This is a genomic window from Streptomyces canus, from assembly GCF_030816965.1.
Classification (GTDB): Bacteria; Actinomycetota; Actinomycetes; order Streptomycetales; family Streptomycetaceae; genus Streptomyces; species Streptomyces canus_E.
Genome location: NZ_JAUSYQ010000002.1, coordinates 5,556,232 through 5,576,930, shown reverse-complemented (window position 1 = coordinate 5,576,930; position 20,699 = coordinate 5,556,232). Strand labels below are relative to the sequence as shown.

The window sequence follows — 20,699 nt, the reverse complement described above, 5'->3', positions numbered from 1 at the left end:
GGCTACCGGTCGAAGCCGAGCTCCAGCATCCGGATCGCGTTCCCCCGCAGCAGCTTGTAGGTCACCTCGTCGGACAGCCCGGCCACGTGCTCCCACGCGACCTTCTTGGTGTGCGGCCAGGTCGAGTCGACGTGCGGGTAGTCGGTCTCGAAGGTCGCGTTGTCCACGCCGACGGTCTCGATGGCCTCGATGCCGTGCTTGTCGCGGAAGAAGCAGCAGAAGATCTGCCGGTAGTAGTACGTCGACGGCGGCTCCGGGATCAGGTCCTTGACGCCGCCCCAGGCCCGGTGCTCCTCCCAGACGTCGTCGGCCCGTTCCAGGGCGTAGGGGATCCAGCCCATCTGGCCCTCGCTGTACGCCAGTTTGAGCCGCGGGAACTTCACCAGGACCCCGGAGAAGAGGAAGTCCATCATCGAGGCCATGGCGTTGTTGAAGGAGAGGGAGGCCTGCACGGCCGGCGGGGCGTCGGGGGACGCGGCCGGCATCTGGGAGCTGCTGCCGATGTGCATGTTGACGACCGTCCCGGTCTCCTCGCAGGCCGCGAAGAACGGGTCCCAGTAGCCGGAGTGGATCGACGGCAGCCCCAGGTAGGTCGGGATCTCGCTGAAGGTGACGGCCCGTACGCCCCGTGCGGCGTTGCGGTGGATCTCCGCGACCGCGAGTTCGATGTCCCACAGCGGGATGAGGCACAGCGGGATCAGCCGGCCCCCGCTGTCCCCGCACCACTCCTCGACCATCCAGTCGTTGTAGGCGCGCACACAGGCGAGCCCGACCTCCTTGTCCTTGGCCTCGGCGAAGGTCTGCCCGCAGAACCGCGGGAAGGTCGGGAAGCACAGGGAGGCCTCGACATGGTTGATGTCCATGTCCTCCAGGCGGGCCTTGGGATCCCAGCAGCCTCGCCGCATCTGCTCGCGCGTGATTCCGTCGAGGGTCATCTCGTCCCGCGAGAAGCCGACGGCCGCGATGATCCGCTTGTACGGGAAGAGGTCGCCCTCGTACTCCCACCAGTCCGTCATCTGGCCTTCGGGATCGGTGGTGAACCGGTACTTCCCGCCGACGTACGCGAGGTCCCCGATGCCGGCGGTGAGCGGCTTCGGCCCCCTGTCCCGGTACTTCGCCGGAAGCCAGGTCTCGAAGAGGTGCGCGGGCTCGATCACGTGATCGTCCACGCTGATGATTTTGGGGATGTCCCGGGTTCCGCTCTCGGTGGTGACGGCCATTGCCTGCCCCCTAGCCGGTATCTGATGGATCGTCAGATTTCAGGCTAGGGGGAGGTTCCCGCAGGGGCAAGGGCCAGACGGGTCGGCGTGACGCCGTCACCACCACGCCCCCGGCCCGCGCCGGACGGGGTCAGCCGGAGAGCCTGCGGGCGAACAGGTCCAGCAGCGCGGCCCAGTGACGATCCGTCGGCTCCGCGCCGTACATCGCCGTGTCGGCCTGGGTGAAACCGTGGCGGGCCCCTTCGTAGACCTCGCTGCGGTACTCGACACCCGCCTCGGTGAGGGCCTCTGTGACACGCCGTCCCTGCGCGCCCGCCACCTGGAGAAACAGCACAGCTGGCGGCCCGCCCTGGCCGTGCGCGCGGGCGCCGCGCTGAACTGTCTGAACATCGCCCTGGAGTACTGGACGGCCTCCGACGGGCGCCGCGGCCTCGTCACGCTGCTGGACGAGGCGTTCGCCTCGCTGAAGGGCTGAGCGTCAGTTGTTCCAGGTCTCGTCGTACGGGTCGCGCGGCGTCGGGATCGGCTTCGCCTGCGTGATCTCGAGGTACGGGATCGGGCCGCCGTTCACCGTGTCCTTGGTCCGCCTGGCCGTGTAGGTGCCGGTCACCTGGAGCCAGCCGTCCGGCTTGAGGACCGGCGGGATCTGCCCGGTCAGCCCGACCTTGACCGGCTGGGCGTCCGCCGCACAGCAGTTGAGGGCCATGCGGACCAGGTAGGGCGCGCCGGAGTGGTCCAGGGCGACGAACCCGGTGATGACGATCTGCCGCCCCTCGAGCCCCCGGCCGTGCTCGTAGACGGCGCGGCCCGCGTAGTCGGCGAGGCCGAGCCGCAGAGGTCCGCTCTTCGGGAGCTTCATATAGCCGTACGACTGCTGCAGGGCCGTACCCGTGCGCATCGCGCTGTAGGAGCCGAGGGCGGGCGGGGCGACGAGGATCAGGGCGAAGAGGGGAAGGACGAGCAGCCAGGAGACCCGGGGTTCGCGGTGGGCGTGTTCCTCCTCCTTGGCTTTGGCCCGCCACTCGTACCAGGCCGTCGCCAGCGCCGTCGCGATGAGGACGACACCGGCCGCGAGGACCAGCGGGCGCAGGCCCGCCTTGACGTAGCGGAGGTAGAGGTCGGTGAGGCCCGCGTGCAGAAGGGCCGCGCCGAGGACGAACAGGACCGCCGACTGTGCCTGCCGGTTCACAGCATCACCAGCCCGGTCAGGACGGAGACCACGATCGCCAGCGCGAGGGTGGCGGGGGCGAACCGCAGGGCGAAGGCGCGGCCGAAGGTGCCCGTCTGCATGGCGAACAGCTTGAGGTCGATCAGCGGGCCGACGACCAGGAAGGTCAGCCGCGCGGTGAGCGAGAACTGGGTGAGCGAGGCCGCCACGAACGCGTCCGCCTCCGAGCAGATCGACAGCACCACGGCGAGCGCCGCGAGGGCCAGCACGGCGATCACCGGGTTCTCCGCCGCCGTACGCAGCCACGTCTGCGGGACCACGGCCTTCAGGGTCGCCGCCGCCATCGCGCCGACGACCAGGAAGCCGCCCGCGTGCATCACGTCGTGCCGCACCGAACCCCAGAAGGCGGCGCCCTTGCCCTGGCCCTCGTACGCGTGACGGGCCGGCGTCTTCAGCAGGTCGGTGCGGCCGAGGCGCAGCCAGAGCCAGCCCATCACGCACGCCACCAGCAGGCTCGCGACGAGCCGGGCCACGACCATCTCCGGGTTGCGCGGGAAGGCGACGGCGGTCGCCGTCAGCACGATCGGGTTGATCGCCGGTGCCGAGAGCAGGAAGGCGAGCGCCGCGGCCGGGGTGACACCCCTGCGCACCAGCGCACCGGCCACCGGCACCGACGCGCACTCGCAGCCCGGCAGCACCGCGCCCGCCACCCCGGCCACCGGCACCGCGAGGGTGGGGTTCTTCGGCAGGGCGCGGGCGAAGAACGACGGCGGCACGAACACCGCGATCGCCGCCGACAGCAGCACCCCGAGCACCAGGAAGGGCAGCGCCTGGACGAGCACGGCGACGAACACCGTCATCCAGCTCTGCATGACCGGCGCGCCCAGCGCCCCGCGGATCGGACCCTGGCACAGCACCACCAGGAGCATCAGCAGGGTCAGCGTGAGGGGGGAGTCGAGGCGCCGCGCCTCCGGGTCCGGTGCCGGGCGCGGGTCCTCGCCGGTGTCCCGCGTGCGCGGAGGTGCTTTGGTGACGGCCACGGCCGGGTTCCCTCCGGTGGTGAGGTGCTGGTTTCCCCGCTGGTGCGTACGGCGGTGAAGGTCCGTTTGTTCAGTGTGCGCGGGGGTTTGGGGATTCCTTGGGGAAGGTTGGCCATTACATGACACCACCCGGGGCCCCGGTCGTGGCACCACCCGTCACGGTGGGGCACTCTTCTCCCTTGTGGGGAGCGTTCCGAACCAGAGTCCAGGGCTGCCGGGCGACGCGGCCGCGCACATGGTGGTGTGCGGGGACGACGGGCTCGCGCACCGGCTTGCGGCCGAGCTCAGAGGGGTCTACGGCGAGCAGGTCACGCTCGTCGTGCCGGCCTCCGAACGGTCCGTGCGGCCACCGGTGGTCGTGCGGGCCCGAGCCGCGTCCGCGCTGCTCGACCGGGTGGTGACGGCGGCCGCCGGCCTGACCGGCAACGGGGGCGGAGGCGGAGGCGGCAACAGCGGTGCCGCCCCCGCTGCCGAACCCCCGGGCGGCGTACGGCTGATGGAGGCCGCCGAGCCGAACGAGGCCGCGCTCGCCGAGGCGGGCGTGGAGCGGGCGGACGCGCTCGCGCTCGTGTACGACGACGACGAGACCAATATCCGTGCCGCCCTCACCGCCCGCCGCCTCAACCCCCGGCTGCGGCTCGTGCTGCGGCTCTACAACCGGCGCCTCGGCCAGCACATCGAGGAACTCCTCGACCAGGCCGCCGCGTTGGCCTCCGGCGAGGGGGTGGGCGGCCCGGCCGACGGTTCCGGGTTCGACGCCTCCACGACCGTGCTCTCCGACGCCGACACGGCCGCGCCCGCGCTGGCCGCCACCGCCCTGACCGGCACCAGCAAGGTGCTCCAGACCGGCGGCCTGCTGCTGCGTGCGGTCGAACGGCCGCCGTCCGGGGCCGGGACGAGCGCCGACCCGGGTCTTGCCACGCTCGCCCTGCTCTCACCGACCGACAGTGCCGGGCCCGGCGTCGACCTGGGGCCGACGCTGCTGCCGGACGCGGCAGCGGTACGGGACGGCGGCGGGCGCGCGACCGTCGTGCTGGAGCAGGTGTCGTACGCCGGGCCCTCCTTGCCCGACGGGCGGGGTGTGATGCCGTGGTTCGCCTCGCTGTTCTCGCGGCGGCTGCGGTGGTCGCTGGCAGGGATGGTGGGATGCGTGGTCGCGCTCGCCGTCGCGCTCTGGCTGGTGACCGGGATCCATCCCCTGCGCGCCTTCTATCTGACGCTGCTCGATCTGTTCGCCATCGACGATCCCGCGATCGGGGAGTCCGTCGGGCGGCAGATCCTCCAACTGCTGTCCGGACTCGCCGGGTTGCTGCTCCTTCCGGTGCTCCTCGCGGCGGTCCTGGAAGTACTCGGCACCTTCCGCACCACGTCCTCCCTGCGCAAACCGCCCCGTGGCCTCGGCGGACATGTCGTGCTGCTCGGGCTCGGCAAGATCGGCACCCGGGTGCTGACGCGGCTGCGGGAGCTGAACATCCCCGTGGTCTGCGTCGAGTCCGACCCCGAGGCCCGCGGACTCGCCACGGCCCGACGGCTGCGGGTGCCGGTGGTGCTCGGTGACGTCACCCAGGAAGGGGTCCTGGAGGCCGCCAAGATCCACCGCGCCCATGCGCTGCTCGCGGTGACCAGCGCGGACACGACGAATCTCGAGGCCGTGCTGTACGCGCGGGCCGTGCGGCCCGATCTGCGGGTGGTGCTGCGGCTGTACGACGACGACTTCGCGACGGCGGTGTACCGGACCCTGCGGGCCGCCCACCCCCGGGCGTCCACCCGGAGCCGGAGTGTCTCCCATCTGGCGGCTCCCGCCTTCGCCGGGGCGATGATGGGGCGCCAGATCCTGGGGGCGTTTCCGGTCGAGCGGCGGGTGCTGCTGTTCGCGGCGGTCGATGTGGGCGGGCATCCCCAACTGGAGGGGAGGACGGTCGGCGAGGCGTTCCGGGCGGGTTCCTGGCGGGTGCTGGCGCGGGAGGAGTCGGGGGACGCTCCGGGGCTGGCGTGGGACCTGCCGGACACGTATGTGTTGCAGGCCTCGGACCGGGTGGTGCTGGCGGCGACTCGTCGGGGGCTCGCGGAGTTGCTGGGGCGCAGGGGGCGGGCGGGTAGGTAGCCGTACGCGAAGCATGTGCCGGGTCAGGTCGTTGCGCGGCTGCGGGTTCGTCGTGGCTGGTCGCGCCCCGCGGCGGAGCCGCATATCGACTCAGCCCCGCGCCCCTGAGTCGGTGCACTCGAAGTCGGCCGAGCTGTACCCACTCAAGGGGCGCGGGGAACCGCGCGACCAGCCCCCACCGCCCCGCAGACGAAAGTCCTGCCCCCGCTACCCCAAATGCCTTGCCGCGAAGTCCAGTTCCAGCCTCACCTGCTTGATCCGCTCGTCCACCACCAGCGACCCGTGACCCGCGTCGTACCGGTACACCTCGTGCACCGCCCCCCTCGACTCCAGCCGCTTCACATAGTTGTCGACCTGACGGATCGGGCACCGCGGATCGTTGACCCCCGCCGAGATGTACACCGGAGCCTTGACCTGGTCCACGTACGTCAAGGGAGACGACGCCTCGAAGCGCTCCGGCACCTCCTCCGGCGTACCGCCCAGCAACGTGCGGTCCATCGCCTTCAGCGCTTCCATCTCGTCGTGGAACGCCGTGACATAGTCCGCGACCGGCACCGCCGCGATCCCCAGGGCCCACGCCTCCGGCTGGGTGCCCAGGCCGAGGAGCGTGAGGTAGCCGCCCCAGGACCCCCCCGTGAGGATCAGCCGCTCGGGGTCGGCGAGGCCGGAGCCGATCGCCCACTCCCTGACCGCCGCGATGTCCTCCAGCTCGATCAGACCGACCCGGTGCTTGAGCGCGTCGGTCCACGCGCGTCCGTACCCCGTGGAGCCGCGGTAGTTGACCCGGACGACCGCGTACCCGTGGTCCACCCACGCCGCCGGGCCCGCCGCGAACGAGTCGCTGTCGTGCCAGGTCGGACCGCCGTGGATGTCGAAGACCGTCGGCAGCGGCCCCGTCGCGCCGGCGGGCTTCTGGACCAGGGCGTGGATCCGGCCACCCGGGCCGTCCACCCACACGTCCTCCACCGGCACCGAACCCGGGGACTTCAGACCCGGCGGGTCCAGGACCACCTCACCCGTCGTCGAGCGCACCGCCGACGGCTCGGCGGCCGAGGACCACAGGTACTCCACGCTGCCGTCGGGGCGGGCCGTCGCCCCGGAGACCGAACCGGGCGGGGTCGGGACCTTCTCGAGCTTGCCGCTCGCCAGGTCGTACCGGAAGAGCTCGCTGCGCGCCTCGAAGCTGTGCGCGATGAGCAGACCCGTACCGTCCGGATACCACTCGGCGCCCACGTCGCCGGGCAGGTCCAGGTCGAGGTCGGTCTCCTCGCACGTGGCCACGTCCCACACCAGCGGCTCCCAGCGGCCGCGCCGCTGATGGCCGATGAGCAGCCGGGTGTCGCCGTCGACCGGGGCGAAGCCCAGGACCTCCAGGCCCAGTTCCTCGGTGCCGCCCTTGGTGTCGTCGAGCTCGGCGACCGTCGTGCCGTCGGGGCGCAGCACGCGCAGCGCCGAGTGCATCGCGTCGCCGTGCTCGGTGTGCTCGACCGCGATCAGCGAGCCGTCGTGGGAGAGGTCGCCGACGCCCGCCGACTCGCGGTGCCGGTAGATCTCCACCGGGTCCGCGCCGGTGCGCACGAGGTGGATGGAGGTGCCCTCGTCGTCGGTCGAACACCCCACGACCGCCGTGCGGCCGTCCCGGCCCAGGGCCAAGCCCGCCGGGTAGGAGGCCTCGAGACCGGGCGCGGCGAGCTCGTCCGCGCCGCCCTCGAAGGGCTGGCGGCGCCAGACGCCGAACTCGTCGCCGTCCTTGTCGTCGAACCACCAGATCCAGGCGCCGTCCGGGGAGAGCACGCCGTCCGTCGTGCCGTTCGGCCGGTCCGTCACCTGGCGCTGTCCGCCCGTCGCTCTGTCCCAGGCGTACAGCTCGTACGTCCCCGTGGCGTTGGAGACGAACAAGGAGCGGTCGGGGGCGTCCTCCGCCCAGTCGGGCAGGGAGACCCGGGGCGCCCGGAAGCGCTTCTCCCAGTCCGGCATGTCGTTCTTCCGCTCGGCCGCGGCGGACCCGTTGCTCTCAGTCATGACCCCATACTGCCTGCCTTCACAGACAATGCGCAGACGAGGTCCCCAGCCTGTGGAAAACCTCTACCAGCCGCTTACCCAACCCCGTCCGACCAGGTCGAAAAGGCCGCCCAGGGCCCGCTGTCAGTGGCCGGGTGCAGACTCGTCCCCCATGACCGATCTGCGCAAGACCGTCGAGAGTTTCTGGGCCTTCGCCGAGGCCCGCGACTGGACCGCGTTCGCGGACACCCTGGCCGAGGACGTCGTCTACACCCTGCCGCAGACCCGTGAGCGCATCAGCGGACGGGAGCGGTACGTCGAGTTCAACCGTGAGTACCCAGGCGACTGGCATCTGCGGGTCGAGCGGATCGTCGCCGAACCGGGCCAGGTCGTCACCTGGGCGCGCTTCACGGTGGGTCTGGAGGAGATGTACGCCATCTCCTTCTTCACCGGGGACGAGAGCGGCCGTATATCCGTCATCACCGACTTCTGGCCGGAGCCGTACGAGCCCCCGGCGGGCCGGGACCACCTGACGGAAAGGTTCTGACCCCGCGCCCCGCCGCCCCGGGACGGCCCCGTACCGTGGGAGTGTGTACCGGTTTCTGCTGACACCCCGCTGGTTTGGCATCAACGTCTTCGTGCTGCTCGCCATCCCGTTCTGCATCTTCATGGGGTCGTGGCAGCTGAGCCGGTTCGAGGACCGGATGACGGAGAGCCGGGACGCCGAGCAGCAGGTCAGCACGGACGAGCGAGAGGCCGCGCGACCACTGGCCGAGCTGCTGCCGGTGGACAAGGCGACCTCCGGCAAGCAGGTCACCGCGACCGGGCGCTACGACAAGCAGCTGCTCGTCCCCGACCGGCAACTGGACGACCGTGAGGGCTTTTACGTCCTGACACTGTTGCGCACGGACAGCGGCAAGGCCCTGCCCGTGGTCCGGGGCTGGCTGCCGGGCACCCCCGATCCGGCCAAGGCCCCGGCCGCGCCGAAGGGCGAGGTCACCGTCACCGGTGCGCTTCAGGCGTCGGAGACCCCCGGCGACAACGGCGTCAGTGCCCAGGGCGGTCTTCCGGCCGGGCAGACCGCGGCGATCAGCGCGGCCTCGCTGATCAACCTCGTGCCGTACGGCGTGTACGACGCGTGGGTCACCCTCAACACCGGTGACTCCGGGATGAACGCCGTACCGGCGACCGCGCCCGCCGACAGCGGGCTGGACCTCAAGGCCTTCCAGAACCTCGGCTACACCGGTGAGTGGTTCGTCTTCGCCGGTTTCGTGGTCTTCATGTGGTTCCGCCTGCTGCGCCGCGAGGTGGAGTTCATCCGGGACGCGGAACTGGGGATCCTCCCGGACGACGAACAGCAGGAGCGGGACCAGGAGCAGCCCCAGGAGAAGGCGAGCGCCTGAACCCGAGCGTCCCCCGACGCCCGTTCATCCTGTTGAAGCCCGTTCAGACCGTCACGACGACGTGAGCAGGCCCGTCCAGTACACGACCCCCGCGCACGCGTTGGACACCGTCGTCGACACCGACGGTCCGCCGCCCTCCGCCGTGTTCGTCACCAGGACGCTCCCGTCGGCCGTGCCGTCCTCCGTGAGGAGCTGGGTGGAGGTGCCGGTGTCGCCGCCGGTGGAGGAGCCCTCGCTGGTGGAGGTGTCCGGGGAGGTCGTGGGGTCGGGGCTGGGGTCGGTCGAGGGTTCCGTGGTGGGGCACGTCTCGGACGGCACCCAGGCGAACTTCACGTCGTAGGAGGAACCGGGCTGCAGCAGCAGCTGGGAGACCTCCTGGGACGGGTCGGGCAGCCCGGCCGACGCCACGTCGCCGGAGACGTGCCGCGCACTGCTGATCTTGCTCGCGTCGGCCGCGCCCTGAGCGGTCGGGGTCACGATGCCGGGACCGGTGACCGTACAGGCGGCGGTGGAGGCGTTGGTGACGTGGAACGTGCCGTAGACCGTCCCGGAGGCGTCGGGCACCGCGGTGCTCGCCGTCGGCGTGCCGAGCTGTGCGGCCGTACAGACCGGGGCGCTCGCGGCGGTCGTGGCGGAGGGGTCGGTGCCGCTGGTCGCTCCGGTGCTCGCGCCCGCGGACTTGCCCTTGTCGGTGCCCTGGGACTCGCCCTTGCCCTTGTCCTCGGTCTTGCCCGAGGAACCGCCGGAGGTGGCCTCGCCCCCGTCCTCCTGCTTGCCCTGGCCGGCGCCGCCCTGCATCTGGGAGGCGTGCCCGGCGTTGGAGGTGTTGGCACTGGTACCGGTGGAGGAGACGTGCACGACGGCGGGGATCGCGGTGCCGATGAAGAGGGCGGCGGCCGCCATGCCGACGACGGCCTGTCGCTTGCGCGCCCGCCGGGCGGGTACCGCCTTGCGCAGATGGTCCAGGGTGCCGTCACGCGGCTCCATCTCCTGGACCGCCTGGTGCAGCAGCCGTCGCAGTGCCAGCTCGTCCGAGTCGAACTCCCCCGTGGAGCTCAGATCGTCGGGGCCGTGATTCACAGTTCCGTTCCCAGCGTGCGATTGCTTGTGCTCGTGTTGCGCCGCCCAGGTCGGCTCATGCCGGCCGTCCCGCGTCGGCTCATGGCGCCGCTCCTCAGGATCCGCGCTCACACCGGCTCCTCCATCGCGATCCGCAGCGCGGCGATCCCGCGGGAGCCGTACGCCTTCACGGAGCCCAGGGAGATGCCGAGGGTGTCGGCGACCTGGGCCTCGGTCATGTCCGCGAAGTAGCGCAGAACCAGTACCTCGCGCTGGCGGCGCTGCAGGCCCTTCATCGCCTTGATGAGCGAGTCGCGCTCCAGCTGGTCGTACGCCCCCTCCTCGGCGCTCGCCATGTCGGGCATCGGCTTGGACAGCAACTTGAGTCCGAGGATGCGCCGGCGCAGGGCCGAGCGGGAAAGGTTGACGACCGTCTGCCGCAGGTACGCGAGGGTCTTCTGCGGGTCGCGGACGCGTTTGCGTGCCGAGTGGACGCGGATGAAGGCCTCCTGGACGACGTCCTCGCAGGAGGCGGTGTCGTCGAGCAGGAGAGCGGCGAGACCCAGCAGCGAGCGGTAGTGCGCCCGGTAGGTCTCGGTGAGGTGGTCGACGGTGGTCCCGGCTGCCGCCACGTCCTCGGCGCCGTCACGCTGGCTGGGTATGCGGGCGGGCCGCGCTGCGGGCATGGGCGCGATCACCGGCATGCCACCGGGCGCCCCGGGCCTGCGGGGCCGGAGGACAGCCGCGCCGCTCGGCGCGGCAGGGAAGTCGAGTACCTGAGCCACGCCAGTTGGACACGCTCACCCCGGTGAGGGTTGTACGCAACCGTCCATCTTCTCTCAGGCAGCACAACTGACCGTGCGTCGAACGCGCTCATGCCCTACCCGCTCTTCCCCTGTGTCCTGAATGGGCGAGGCGTCCCCACGCCCCGCATGCATCCCCGCGCCCCCTGAAAGGGCGTTCGCAAAGACGCTCCCCGCCCTTCGCACGGTTGCGGAGAGCGGGGAGGAAAATCTTCGGACGCCAAGGCGCCGGGATCAAGTGGTACGGACCATTAGTCGCACCACATGTCGCACACAGATCCTACAAAGCGTTCCGGCCATGGCCAGGACTTTTCCGGTAGGTACAACTGCGTACGACAGATCCGCCACCGGAGAAAGGGTCACACCAGCTCGGCCGCCACGAGCTCGGCGATCTGCGCGGTGTTGAGGGCGGCACCCTTGCGCAGGTTGTCCCCGCACACGAAGAGCTCGAGCGCGGTGGGGTCGTCGAGCGCCCGCCGCACCCGCCCCACCCAGGTGGGATCGGTGCCGACGACATCGGCGGGCGTGGGGAACTCCCCGGCAGCCGGGTCGTCGAAGAGGACGACCCCGGGGGCGGTCGCGAGGATCTCGCGCGCCTTGCGGACGGTGACCTCGCCCTCGAAGCGGGCGTGGACGGTGAGGGAGTGCACGGTGACCACCGGGACCCGCACACAGGTCACGGCGACCGGCAGCGCGGGCAGGCCCAGGATCTTGCGGGACTCGTCCCGCACCTTCATCTCCTCCGAGGACCAGCCGTCCTCGCGCAGGGAACCGGCCCACGGTACGACGTTGAGGGCGACCGGCTCCGGGAACGGCCCGGTGTGGTCGCCGACGGCCCGCCGTACGTCACCGGGGTGCGTCCCGAGCTCGGTGCCCGCGACCATGGACAGCTGCCGCCTCAGGGTCTCGACACCCGCCCGGCCGGCGCCGCTCACCGCCTGGTACGAGGACACCACCAGCTCCCGCAGCCCGAACTCGGCGTGCAGCGCGCCCAGAGCCACGATCATGGAGAGGGTCGTGCAGTTGGGGTTGGCGATGATCCCGCGCGGCCGCATCCGGGCCGCGTGCGCATTGACCTCGGGGACGACGAGGGGCACGTCCGGGTCCATCCGGAAGGCGCCGGAGTTGTCCACGACGACGGCACCGCGGGCAGCGGCGACCGGCGCCCACTGCGCGGCCACCTCGTCGGGTACGTCGAACATGGCGACGTCGACCCCGTCGAAGGCCTCCTCCGACAGGGCCACCACCTCGACCTGCTCCCCGCGCACGGCCAGCTTGCGGCCGGCCGAGCGCGGGGAGGCGATCAGTCGGATCTCGCCCCAGATGTCCGCGTGCTGGGACAGGATCTGGAGCATGACCGTGCCGACGGCTCCGGTCGCGCCCACGACCGCGAGCGTCGGGCGAAGGCTCATCGCCCGGTGCCTCCGTAGACCACGGCCTCGTCGCTGTCGGAGTCGAGCCCGAAGGCGCTGTGCACGGCGCGGACCGCCTCGGGCACGTCGTCGGCGCGGGTGACGACCGAGATACGGATCTCGGAGGTCGAGATCAGCTCGATGTTCACGCCGGCGTCGGACAGGGCGGTGAAGAAGTCGGCCGTGACACCCGGGTTGGTCTTCATGCCCGCGCCCACGAGCGAGATCTTGCCGATCTGGTCGTCGTAGCGCAGCGAGTCGAAGCCGATGCCGGCCTTGTTCTTCTCCAGGGCGTCGATGGCCTTGCGGCCCTCGGCCTTGGGGAGCGTGAAGGAGATGTCCGTCAGCCCGGTGGAGGCGGCGGAGACGTTCTGCACGATCATGTCGATGTTGATCTCGGCGTCCGAGATCGTGCGGAAGATCACGGCGGCCTCGCCCGGCTTGTCGGGCACGCCGACGACCGTGACCTTGGCCTCGGAGGTGTCGTGCGCGACACCGGAGATGATGGCCTGCTCCACCTTCTTGTCCCCTTGCTCGATCGGCTCACTGCTGACCCACGTGCCCTGAAGTCCGCTGAAGGACGACCGCACATGGATCGGGATGTTGTAGCGACGGGCGTACTCCACACAGCGGTGGAGCAGCACCTTCGAGCCGGAGGCGGCGAGCTCCAGCATGTCCTCGAAGGAGATCCAGTCGATCTTCTTCGCCTTCTTCACCACCCGCGGGTCGGCGGTGAACACGCCGTCGACGTCGGTGTAGATCTCGCACACCTCGGCGTCGAGCGCGGCGGCGAGGGCGACGGCCGTGGTGTCGGAGCCACCGCGCCCGAGCGTGGTGATGTCCTTCTTGTCCTGGCTGACGCCCTGGAAGCCGGCGACGATGGCGATGTTGCCCTCGTCGAGGGCCGTGCGGATCCGGCCCGGCGTGACGTCGATGATCCGGGCTTTGTTGTGGACCGAGTCGGTGATGACGCCTGCCTGGCTGCCGGTGAAGGACTGGGCCTCGTGGCCCAGGTTTTTGATCGCCATGGCCAGCAGAGCCATGGAGATACGCTCTCCGGCGGTCAGCAGCATGTCGAACTCACGCCCGGCAGGCATGGGAGATACCTGCTCGGCGAGATCGATCAGCTCGTCCGTCGTGTCGCCCATCGCGGAAACGACGACGACCACCTGGTGGCCGTTCTTCTTCGCTTCGACGATTCGCTTGGCGACGCGCTTGATGCCTTCGGCATCGGCTACGGAGGAGCCTCCGTACTTCTGCACGACAAGGCCCACGTGCGCTCCTCGCTCAGTCCGTGTGTGTCGGCTCAGTTTAACGAGCGCCCGATTTTCACTTCTGCGGTATCGCATCGTGAGATATCGCGAAGTTCGGACGCCCAGGTCAGCGCATGCCCAGCCGGGGACCTCGGGAAAAGTGCACCGCGTCACAGAACGATGTGGGGCTCATGTGGCAGCTGTGAATTAAGTTTCAAGCATTAGGGTGCGACTGTGCGCGTACTCCTGGTGGAAGACGATGAACCGGTCGCCCAGTCCCTGAGACGTGGCCTGATCCGGTACGGGTTCGAGGTCGAGTGGGTCTCCACCGGCGGTGCCGCGCTGAGCCACGAGGGCCCCTACGACGTCGTACTCCTCGATCTCGGTCTGCCCGACACCGACGGCCTCGACGTGTGCAAGGCGCTGCGCGAGCGCGGTGACGTGCCGATCATCGTGATCAGCGCGCGCAGCGACGAGACGGACCGGGTGGTCGGCCTGGAGCTCGGAGCCGACGACTACGTGTCCAAGCCGTTCGGGGTCCGTGAGGTCATCGCGCGCATACGAGCCGTGATGCGGCGCGTCCAGCCCCGTGGCGAGGCCGCCGCGGCGGGCCCCGACGCGTACGGCTCCCGCCTCACCATCGACCGCAAGGCCGCCCGGGTCCACCTCGACGGCGAGGAGGTGTCCCTGGCGCCCAAGGAGTACGGCCTGCTGTCCTTCCTCACCGAGGAGCCGGGTGCGCTGATGTCGCGCGAGCAGATCATGGAGGCGGTCTGGGACGCGAACTGGTTCGGGCCGACCAAGACACTGGACGTGCATGTGGCGGCGCTGCGGCGCAAGCTCGCCGGGGCGGTCGTCATCGAGGCGGTCCGGGGAGTGGGCTTCCGGCTGGAGATCGCCGAGGACGACGGGGTTTCATGAACCGCCAGCTCATCCGGAGCTACATCCTGCTGGTCGCGGTGGCCATCTTCCTGTTCACCGTCCCGGTCGCCTTCACGCTCACCAAGCAGTTGCGGGACGACACCAGACAGTCGGTCCTGCGCGAGGCGAACACCATGGCGCTGCTGCTGAGCAACGGCACCAGTACCTCGTGCGAGGCCCTGACCGAGGTGGCCAGGACGTACGGCGACGTCCAGGCGACCCCCACCGCGAACTGCGACCCCGAGCTGCCGGTTCCTGCCGCGGACGCGGCACTGAAGCGGGCCGTGGAGAAGAAGGAATCGACGACCGACTGGGGTTCCGACTTCGTCTGGGGCAGACACCTGACGGTCACCGTCCCCGCGAAGGACGACGCTGCCGTACGGATCGTCTACTCGACCTCGGACATGACCAGGCGCCTGTGGCAGATCTGGGGCTTCCGGGCCGCTCTCGCCGTGCTGGTGCTGGCCGCGGCCGCCGTGATCGGGGCGTACGCCGCCCGCCGTATCACCGCCCCCCTGCGCGAACTCAACGCGATGGCCAGCAAGTTCAGCGACGGCGATCTGACCGCGCGGTCCCCGGTGACGGGCCCGCCGGAGACGCAGACGCTCGCCCGCACCCTGAACCAGGGCGCGGAACGCCTGGACACGCTGGTGGCCTCGCAGCGGATCTTCGTGGCGGACGCGTCTCATCAACTGCGGACGCCCTTGACCGCGTTGCGGCTGTCGCTGGACAACATCGCGGACGGGGTGGACGACGAGTTCGTACGGGAGGACGTGGAGCAGGCGACGGCGGAAGTGGTCCGTATGAGCCGTCTGGTCAACGGCCTTCTCGTCCTCGCCCGTGCGGAGGCGAAGGTGACGGCCGCGGAGCCGTTGCCGCTCAGGGAGATCGTGGACGAACGGCTGACGGTGTGGAGGCCGGCCGCCGACGAGCGCGGGGTCACCATCGCGCTCAGGGGGAGTGTTGTCGACGACCGGCCGTCTGTGCTGGCCAGCCCCGGTCATCTCGACCAGGTGCTGGACAACGTGCTCTCGAACGCCCTGGAGGTCTCGCCGGACGGCGGGCGGATCACCGTCGAGGTCGAGTCCCGGGCGGACGCGGTGGTGCTGTCGGTGCTCGACGAGGGACCCGGCATGCCCGACGCCGACAAGTCCCGCGCCTTCGACCGCTTCTGGCGCGGCCAGGGCCTGACCGGACGCTCCGGCTCGGGGCTCGGCCTCGCCGTCGTCAAGCAGCTGGTGACCGACGACGGCGGAACCGTGGCGCTGGCGGACGCGCCGGGGGGCGGGCTGAAGGTGGAGATCAGCCTTCGGGCATCGCCGAGGAGTGGTGGTTGACGATCTTCCACTGGCCGCCCCGCTTCTCGTACTCGTACGTGTAGCGGGCCTTGACGACTCTCTTCTTGCCGTTCTCGGGGTCGGTGAGCGTGAACTCGTACACGCCCGTGTCGATCGCGGTGTTGCTGTCGAGCACGTCGACGATCGTCTCGACCTTCGTGCCGACCGGCTTGTTCTCCAGGAAGTGGTCGAAGTAGTCGACGATCTCGGCGCGGTCGGTGCGGATCTTGTTGGAGACAGTGGGCAGGAGGACCGCGTCCTTGGCGTACAGGTCCGCGACCTTCTCCGAGTCACCGGTCTGCAGCGCGGCGTTCCAGGTGTCGAAGAGGCCGGCGATCTGCTTCTTGGACGGCTCGGCCTCGTCCTGCGACCCCGCAAGGCTGACACCGGCGGCGAAGGTGCCCACGGCGGCCAGGGCGGCGGCGGTGACGATGGCTGCGCGCTTGGGTATGGAACGACGGGTCATCGCTGTCTCCAGTGCGGTGAGAAGTGGGTCACTCCCCTCCGCGTTGCGCGGTGGGGAGTGACTCCAGCCTCTCTTTGCGCTGGTTAGGGCCCGTGCAGGCGAGATACAGGGGAGAGACAGCGGATACCCAATTCACGCCGTGTGACGGACCGATCGCTGTCCGCGCAGCAGGCCGACCCCGGCCCCGAGGGACACCACGCCCATCCCCACGGCGGTCATGACGCCCTGCACCCCCTCCACGACGAACGGCGCGGCCGCGGCGACGACCAGGTTGAACAGGAAGAGGAACCAGAGGACGGGGGTGGAGGAGAGCAGGGTCTTCATGACGGTTTTCCTTCGGTGCGGAGTGGCTGACCTGGTGAGATCAACGATCCCGTTTCGCGGGGCCCGTCACGAGGGAGTGCTCTCCCGAACCCGGGGTGTAGAGAGATACACCATGACCGTGACGGCGGATGTGCTTCTGACGGGAATCGTGCTGCTCGGCTCCTCGGTGCAGTGGCTCACGGGAATGGGCTTCGCCCTGGTCGCCGTACCCGCGCTGATCCTGCTGCTCGGTCCGGCACAAGGAGTCGTCCTGGCCAACTGCGCGGCCGGGGTGATCTGTCTCGTGGGATTGGCCGGCGGGTGGCGGCTGGTACGGCCGCGGGCGATGGTGCCCCTGTGCGCAGCGGCGGCCTGCACGGTCCCGGCGGGCACCTGGGTGACCCACCAACTCCCGCAACCCTGGCTCCTGTTGGTCATGGGCGGCCTGGTGACGGCGGCGGTGCTCCTCGTCATGCGCGGTGCCCGGGTGGCCGCTCTGCGCGGCACCCGAGGCGCCGTGTTCGCGGGCGCGGCGGGCGGGTTCATGAACTCGGCGGCGGGGGTGGGCGGCCCGCCGTTCTCGCTCTACGCCGTCAACGCGGGCTGGACGGTACGGGAGTTCGTCCCGAACGCGATGTTCTACGGCGTGATCGTGAACGCGTTCTCGGTGGCGTCGAACGGGGTGTCGGGGCTCAGTGGAGTGCAGTGGCTTCTGGTGATCGGGGCGATGGGAGCGGGCGGGCTGGTCGGCAGAGGGCTCGCGTCCCGGATACCGGAGAGACGGGCCCGCCTGCTGGTGCTGCTCCTGGCCCTGACGGGCGGGATCACGGCCGTGGGAAAGGGACTGTGGGGCCTGTGAAGCCTCTCGTCGTGGCGGTAACTGCCGTCCTCGGACTGGTTGATGCCTCCGCCGACCCGCGGATCACACCCGCCCCCCGTACAGCGCCACCAGCCCGTGGTCCGGTTCCGCGCTCACGGTCTCCTCGCCCGCGGCGACGATCGTGTACGTGCGGGCCAGGAAGCGCGTCAGGTCCGACGTGGCGAATCTGAGGACGGCCATGCCCTGCGACGCGTGGAACTCGACGTACGTGTGGGCCGAACCGGCCGGACGGACACGGACGTTGCCGAGGCCCGCCGGCGCTCGCAGTCCCTCGCCGAGCAGCGCTCTCGCGAAGGTCCACGTCGCGGCCTCGCCGTCGACCGTGACATGCGGCGGGAAGTCGATGTGCGCGGCCGGCGGGTCGGCGGAGGTGTAGCGCAGGGTCGCGGGGATCGCGAGTTCCTGGTCCGTGGCCGTGATCAGGCGGGCGCCTGTGGGCTGCTGGAGGGTGACGTGCATGAGGGGCTCCAAGTCGGCGGGGGCACGGGCCGGGTGTGGCCGTTGTGCAGTGAGACCACCCCAGGTGCCCGCGCATTACGCCGTTTCAGAAGCCTTCGCGTATGACTCGCGTCACATGGAAGCTACTTCGGGGATCGCAGCCCCAGCGGACCCGCGATCTCCTCCACCATCACCTTGCCCGCCTCGAACTCCAGCGTCTCGTCGCCGATCGCCTGGTCGGTGTCGAGGCCGTCCAGTTCCTCCAGGGGCTGGTTCAGGCGGACATGGGCCACGACGGACTGGAGCGCGCGCAGCGTCGCCGAGGCCGTGGAGCCCCAGTTGGAGAAGTACGAGAACTGCCACCACCACAGTGCCTCCGAGGTGCGGCCCGCCCGGTAGTGGGCCATGCCGTGGCGCAGGTCGGTGATGACATCGGTCAGGTCGTCCGAGATACGGGCCGGGACCGGGGCCTTGCGCGGCTCGTAGGGGTCGAAGACCTCGGAGTAGACGTCGATCGGCTCCAGCAGCCGGGCCAGGTTCTCGCGGAGTTCGTCCACGTCGGCGTCCGGGCCCGTGTCGGGCTCGTAGCGCTCGTCGGGGACGATGTCCTCGTGGGCGCCCAGACGGCCGCCGGCCAGCAGGATCTGGGAGACCTCCAGGAGGAGGAAGGGGACGGCCGAGTCGGGTTCGTCGCCCTTCGCCACCTCCATGACGGCCACCAGGAAGCTCTCGACCTGGTCGGCGATCTGGACCGCGAAGTCGTCGGGGTCCTGGGCAGTCGCGTGCAGTGTGGCGTCAGACATCTAGGAGTCGTCTCCCCTCGAAGGCGCGGCCGAGGGTCACCTCGTCCGCGTATTCCAGGTCGCCACCCACCGGGAGGCCGCTGGCCAGGCGGGTGACCTTGAGGCCCATGGGCTTGATCATGCGGGCGAGGTACGTCGCTGTGGCCTCGCCCTCCAGGTTCGGGTCGGTGGCCAGGATCAGCTCCGTGACCGTCCCGTCGGCCAACCGCGCGAGAAGTTCCCGTATCCGCAGGTCGTCCGGACCGACACCCTCGATCGGGCTGATCGCACCGCCCAGGACGTGGTACTTGCCACGGAACTCACGGGTGCGCTCGATGGCGACCACGTCCTTCGGCTCCTCCACCACACAGATGACGGAGAGGTCGCGGCGGGCGTCGCGGCAGATGTTGCACAGCTCTTCCTGGGCCACATTGCCGCAGGTCGCGCAGAAGCGGACCTTCGCCTTGACCTCCATCAGGCACTGCGCCAGGCGCCGTACGTCCGTCGGCTCCGCCTGGAGGATGTGGAAGGCGATCCGCTGGGCGCTCTTGGGACCGACGCCGGGCAGCCGCCCCAGTTCGTCGATGAGGTCCTGAACCACGCCTTCGTACAACGGACTGCCGTCCTTCCTGGGGTTCCTTGCAGTACGTACGCTAGTTGGCCGATGCCCGCCAAAGAAAGACGGGCACGGTGAAAGACAGGCCCCCGTCTAGAAAGGCAGCCCGGGGATACCGCTGCCGCCGCCGAGACCCTGGGCGAGCGGGCCGAGCTTCTGCTGCTGGAGGGTCTGCGCGTTCTCGTTGGCCGCCTGGACCGCCGCCACGATCAGGTCGGCGAGGGTCTCGGTGTCCTCAGGGTCCACCGCCTTCGGGTCGATCTTCAGCGCGCGCAGTTCTCCGGCGCCGGTGACGGTGGCCTTCACCAGACCGCCGCCCGCCTGGCCGTCGACCTCGGTCCTGGCGAGTTCCTCCTGCGCGTTCGCCAGGTCCTGCTGCATCTTCTGGGCCTGCTGGAGCAGCTGCTGCATGTTGGGCTGGCCACCACCGGGGATCACGATCAGCTCCTGTGCTTTCCGCCTTGGTCTTCCGTCTGTGACGAGCCTACGTGTTCCACGTGGCCGTCGCCCCAGCACTCTTTCGAGTGAGTTTGCGTAGAGGCCTATACCTGATCAAGGCCCTCTTCCGAGCGGAAAAGCCACCAAAGAACCCCCTTCGCCACCCATTGGGCGGTAGGAAGGGTCCGGCACATCAGCATCAGGCGTCACGCAGGGTGACCGATCAGTAGGGAGCGCCGGGTGGGTCAGCCGGAGATGCAGCCCGAGGGCCTGCCCCAGGACGGGCGGGCCGATCTGGCCGGGCGGACGTTTCCGCTCGGGGACTGGGGCGAGCCCGCCGTGCGGCTGGACGAGTTGTACCGGTGGGTGGAGCACGGGGCGCTGGAGACCGCGGCCTGGTATCTCGCGGACCGGGTGTGGAAGCGACGGGGCGCGCGGGCCCTGCGGGGCGGGGCCGCGGTGGGGGCGGTGACCGGAGCCGTGCTGCCGTTGCTGGATCTGACGGGGGTGGCCGGGGCCGGGGTCGCGGCCTGGGGCTATCTCGGACTGCTGCTCGCGGTGGCCTGCGTCGCCGTCGACCGGTACTTCGGGGTGACCTCCGGCTGGATAAGGGACGTGGCCACCGCGCAGGCCGTCCAGCGCCGTCTCCTGGCGCTGCAGTTCGACTGGGCCTCGGAGAGTGTGCGCGAGGTGCTCGGACCGACGGAGGGCACCGCGGCGGAGGCGACCGAGCGCTGCCTGGGGGTTCTGCGCCGCTTCTCGGAGGACGTGACGGAGCTGATCCGGGTGGAGACCGCCGACTGGATCGTGGAGTTCCGGAACGGGTCGGCCCCGATGGCCATCCAGGGGGCGGTGACATCCGGCGGCCGTCAGGATCCGGGAGGCGTGCAGGGACGTTTCCCGCAGCCTCCGGGCCCGCCCGCCCGCCCGAACATGCCCCGGCAGCGACCGCCGGAGCCCAGGTGAGCCTCACTCACCGACACCGGCCGCCCCGGTCCGCGCATCCACGGTGACGACCGTCCGGGCGGAAGCGCAGGTCACCCTGTGTCTCCAGA

At 70.4% G+C, this 20,699-nt stretch carries 22 protein-coding genes and 1 pseudogene; 8 read left to right on the top strand and 15 right to left on the bottom strand.

Annotated elements, in window-relative coordinates:
* Positions 1–2: 2 nt before the first annotated feature.
* Positions 3–1,220, bottom strand: coding sequence for an amidohydrolase family protein (locus QF027_RS26745; protein ID WP_307077566.1), 1,218 nt, complete (start codon positions 1,218–1,220; stop codon positions 3–5).
* Positions 1,221–1,350: 130 nt separating this feature from the next.
* Positions 1,351–1,512, bottom strand: a pseudogene (locus QF027_RS26740) (dienelactone hydrolase family protein); the annotation flags it as partial.
* Between QF027_RS26740 and QF027_RS26735 the strand changes: the two are divergent.
* Positions 1,450–1,695, top strand: coding sequence for a hypothetical protein (locus tag QF027_RS26735; protein ID WP_307082789.1), 246 nt, complete (start codon positions 1,450–1,452; stop codon positions 1,693–1,695). The pseudogene QF027_RS26740 and the gene QF027_RS26735 sit on opposite strands and share 63 nt — an antisense overlap.
* 3 nt (positions 1,696–1,698) lie before the next feature.
* Here QF027_RS26735 and QF027_RS26730 read toward each other — a convergent pair whose 3' ends face one another.
* Positions 1,699–2,409, bottom strand: coding sequence for a TIGR03943 family putative permease subunit (locus tag QF027_RS26730; protein ID WP_307077564.1), 711 nt, complete (start codon positions 2,407–2,409; stop codon positions 1,699–1,701).
* Entirely contained in the window at positions 2,406–3,428 is a 1,023-nt protein-coding gene (locus QF027_RS26725; RefSeq protein ID WP_307077562.1) for a permease, read from the bottom strand. The genes QF027_RS26730 and QF027_RS26725 overlap by 4 nt, the downstream gene beginning before the upstream one ends.
* Positions 3,429–3,663: 235 nt before the next feature.
* On the opposite strand from QF027_RS26725, the gene QF027_RS26720 reads away from it, so the two are divergent.
* The gene (locus QF027_RS26720) at positions 3,664–5,532 is read left to right on the top strand and encodes an NAD-binding protein (protein ID WP_307082492.1); all 1,869 of its coding nucleotides are present in this window, start codon (positions 3,664–3,666) and stop codon (positions 5,530–5,532) included.
* Between the two features lie 207 nt (positions 5,533–5,739).
* Here QF027_RS26720 and QF027_RS26715 read toward each other — a convergent pair whose 3' ends face one another.
* The gene (locus tag QF027_RS26715; protein ID WP_306978419.1) at positions 5,740–7,554 is read right to left on the bottom strand and encodes a S9 family peptidase; all 1,815 of its coding nucleotides are present in this window, start codon (positions 7,552–7,554) and stop codon (positions 5,740–5,742) included.
* A gap of 151 nt (positions 7,555–7,705) precedes the next feature.
* Between QF027_RS26715 and QF027_RS26710 the strand changes: the two genes are divergently transcribed.
* Both QF027_RS26710 and QF027_RS26705 read left to right on the top strand, forming a co-directional pair.
* Positions 7,706–8,080, top strand: a complete 375-nt coding sequence (locus QF027_RS26710; RefSeq protein ID WP_307077560.1) for a nuclear transport factor 2 family protein — start codon at positions 7,706–7,708, stop codon at positions 8,078–8,080.
* Positions 8,081–8,123: 43 nt separating this feature from the next.
* Entirely contained in the window at positions 8,124–8,936 is an 813-nt protein-coding gene (locus tag QF027_RS26705; protein WP_306978423.1) for an SURF1 family protein, read from the top strand.
* Positions 8,937–8,987: 51 nt separating this feature from the next.
* Here the strand turns inward: QF027_RS26705 and QF027_RS26700 are convergent, their stop codons facing one another.
* The 4 genes from QF027_RS26700 to QF027_RS26685 form a co-directional block, all read right to left on the bottom strand.
* The gene (locus QF027_RS26700) at positions 8,988–10,016 is read right to left on the bottom strand and encodes a hypothetical protein (protein ID WP_306978425.1); all 1,029 of its coding nucleotides are present in this window, start codon (positions 10,014–10,016) and stop codon (positions 8,988–8,990) included.
* Positions 10,017–10,123: 107 nt separating this feature from the next.
* Entirely contained in the window at positions 10,124–10,780 is a 657-nt protein-coding gene (locus tag QF027_RS26695) for a SigE family RNA polymerase sigma factor (protein ID WP_306978427.1), read from the bottom strand.
* A 377-nt stretch (positions 10,781–11,157) separates the two neighbouring features.
* The gene (locus QF027_RS26690; RefSeq protein WP_306978429.1) at positions 11,158–12,210 is read right to left on the bottom strand and encodes an aspartate-semialdehyde dehydrogenase; all 1,053 of its coding nucleotides are present in this window, start codon (positions 12,208–12,210) and stop codon (positions 11,158–11,160) included.
* On the bottom strand, positions 12,207–13,484 hold the full coding sequence (locus tag QF027_RS26685) for an aspartate kinase (RefSeq protein WP_266515947.1): 1,278 nt from the start codon (positions 13,482–13,484) through the stop codon (positions 12,207–12,209). The genes QF027_RS26690 and QF027_RS26685 overlap by 4 nt, the downstream gene beginning before the upstream one ends.
* Positions 13,485–13,697: 213 nt before the next feature.
* On the opposite strand from QF027_RS26685, the gene QF027_RS26680 reads away from it, so the two are divergent.
* Together QF027_RS26680 and QF027_RS26675 are read left to right on the top strand one after the other, a co-directional pair.
* Complete coding sequence (locus QF027_RS26680; RefSeq protein WP_306978431.1) at positions 13,698–14,384, top strand: response regulator transcription factor; 687 nt, start codon at positions 13,698–13,700, stop codon at positions 14,382–14,384.
* Positions 14,381–15,721 carry a sensor histidine kinase gene (locus QF027_RS26675; protein ID WP_307077558.1) on the top strand — a complete coding sequence of 447 codons (1,341 nt, stop codon included), beginning with the start codon at positions 14,381–14,383 and terminating at the stop codon, positions 15,719–15,721. The genes QF027_RS26680 and QF027_RS26675 overlap by 4 nt, the downstream gene beginning before the upstream one ends.
* Here the strand turns inward: QF027_RS26675 and QF027_RS26670 are convergent.
* Both QF027_RS26670 and QF027_RS26665 read right to left on the bottom strand, forming a co-directional pair.
* Positions 15,687–16,187, bottom strand: a complete 501-nt coding sequence (locus tag QF027_RS26670) for an SgcJ/EcaC family oxidoreductase (protein WP_306978435.1) — start codon at positions 16,185–16,187, stop codon at positions 15,687–15,689. The genes QF027_RS26675 and QF027_RS26670 overlap by 35 nt on opposite strands.
* A gap of 132 nt (positions 16,188–16,319) precedes the next feature.
* Entirely contained in the window at positions 16,320–16,511 is a 192-nt protein-coding gene (locus tag QF027_RS26665) for a hypothetical protein (protein WP_307077556.1), read from the bottom strand.
* Between the two features lie 112 nt (positions 16,512–16,623).
* Between QF027_RS26665 and QF027_RS26660 the strand changes: the two genes are divergently transcribed.
* Positions 16,624–17,349 carry a sulfite exporter TauE/SafE family protein gene (locus QF027_RS26660; RefSeq protein ID WP_307077555.1) on the top strand — a complete coding sequence of 242 codons (726 nt, stop codon included), beginning with the start codon at positions 16,624–16,626 and terminating at the stop codon, positions 17,347–17,349.
* A gap of 63 nt (positions 17,350–17,412) precedes the next feature.
* Here the strand turns inward: QF027_RS26660 and QF027_RS26655 are convergent, their stop codons facing one another.
* The 4 genes from QF027_RS26655 to QF027_RS26640 all read right to left on the bottom strand — a co-directional run bounded on the left by QF027_RS26655 (position 17,413) and on the right by QF027_RS26640 (position 19,644).
* Positions 17,413–17,829 carry an SsgA family sporulation/cell division regulator gene (locus QF027_RS26655; protein WP_307077553.1) on the bottom strand — a complete coding sequence of 139 codons (417 nt, stop codon included), beginning with the start codon at positions 17,827–17,829 and terminating at the stop codon, positions 17,413–17,415.
* 122 nt (positions 17,830–17,951) lie between these two features.
* Complete coding sequence (locus QF027_RS26650) at positions 17,952–18,611, bottom strand: DUF5063 domain-containing protein (RefSeq protein ID WP_306978442.1); 660 nt, start codon at positions 18,609–18,611, stop codon at positions 17,952–17,954.
* Positions 18,604–19,203 carry a recombination mediator RecR gene (gene recR, locus QF027_RS26645; RefSeq protein WP_306978443.1) on the bottom strand — a complete coding sequence of 200 codons (600 nt, stop codon included), beginning with the start codon at positions 19,201–19,203 and terminating at the stop codon, positions 18,604–18,606. Before recR ends, QF027_RS26650 begins: the two co-directional genes overlap by 8 nt.
* Positions 19,204–19,299: 96 nt before the next feature.
* Complete coding sequence (locus tag QF027_RS26640; RefSeq protein ID WP_059209072.1) at positions 19,300–19,644, bottom strand: YbaB/EbfC family nucleoid-associated protein; 345 nt, start codon at positions 19,642–19,644, stop codon at positions 19,300–19,302.
* Between the two features lie 240 nt (positions 19,645–19,884).
* Between QF027_RS26640 and QF027_RS26635 the strand changes: the two genes are divergently transcribed.
* On the top strand, positions 19,885–20,610 hold the full coding sequence (locus QF027_RS26635) for an SLATT domain-containing protein (RefSeq protein WP_306978446.1): 726 nt from the start codon (positions 19,885–19,887) through the stop codon (positions 20,608–20,610).
* The last annotated feature ends 89 nt before the right edge of the window (positions 20,611–20,699 follow it).

Excerpts from the sequence above, each read along its gene's own strand:
- QF027_RS26745 (WP_307077566.1), bottom strand. The coding sequence starts at position 1,220 with ATGGCCGTCACCACCGAGAGCGGAACCCGGGACATCCCCAAAATCATC.
- QF027_RS26720 (WP_307082492.1), top strand. The coding sequence starts at position 3,664 with ATGGTGGTGTGCGGGGACGACGGGCTCGCGCACCGGCTTGCGGCCGAG.
- QF027_RS26715 (WP_306978419.1), bottom strand. The coding sequence starts at position 7,554 with ATGACTGAGAGCAACGGGTCCGCCGCGGCCGAGCGGAAGAACGACATG.
- QF027_RS26710 (WP_307077560.1), top strand. The coding sequence starts at position 7,706 with ATGACCGATCTGCGCAAGACCGTCGAGAGTTTCTGGGCCTTCGCCGAG.
- QF027_RS26690 (WP_306978429.1), bottom strand. The coding sequence starts at position 12,210 with ATGAGCCTTCGCCCGACGCTCGCGGTCGTGGGCGCGACCGGAGCCGTC.
- QF027_RS26675 (WP_307077558.1), top strand. The coding sequence starts at position 14,381 with ATGAACCGCCAGCTCATCCGGAGCTACATCCTGCTGGTCGCGGTGGCC.
- QF027_RS26670 (WP_306978435.1), bottom strand. The coding sequence starts at position 16,187 with ATGACCCGTCGTTCCATACCCAAGCGCGCAGCCATCGTCACCGCCGCC.
- QF027_RS26665 (WP_307077556.1), bottom strand. The coding sequence starts at position 16,511 with ATGAAGACCCTGCTCTCCTCCACCCCCGTCCTCTGGTTCCTCTTCCTG.
- QF027_RS26660 (WP_307077555.1), top strand. The coding sequence starts at position 16,624 with ATGACCGTGACGGCGGATGTGCTTCTGACGGGAATCGTGCTGCTCGGC.
- QF027_RS26655 (WP_307077553.1), bottom strand. The coding sequence starts at position 17,829 with ATGCACGTCACCCTCCAGCAGCCCACAGGCGCCCGCCTGATCACGGCC.
- QF027_RS26650 (WP_306978442.1), bottom strand. The coding sequence starts at position 18,611 with ATGTCTGACGCCACACTGCACGCGACTGCCCAGGACCCCGACGACTTC.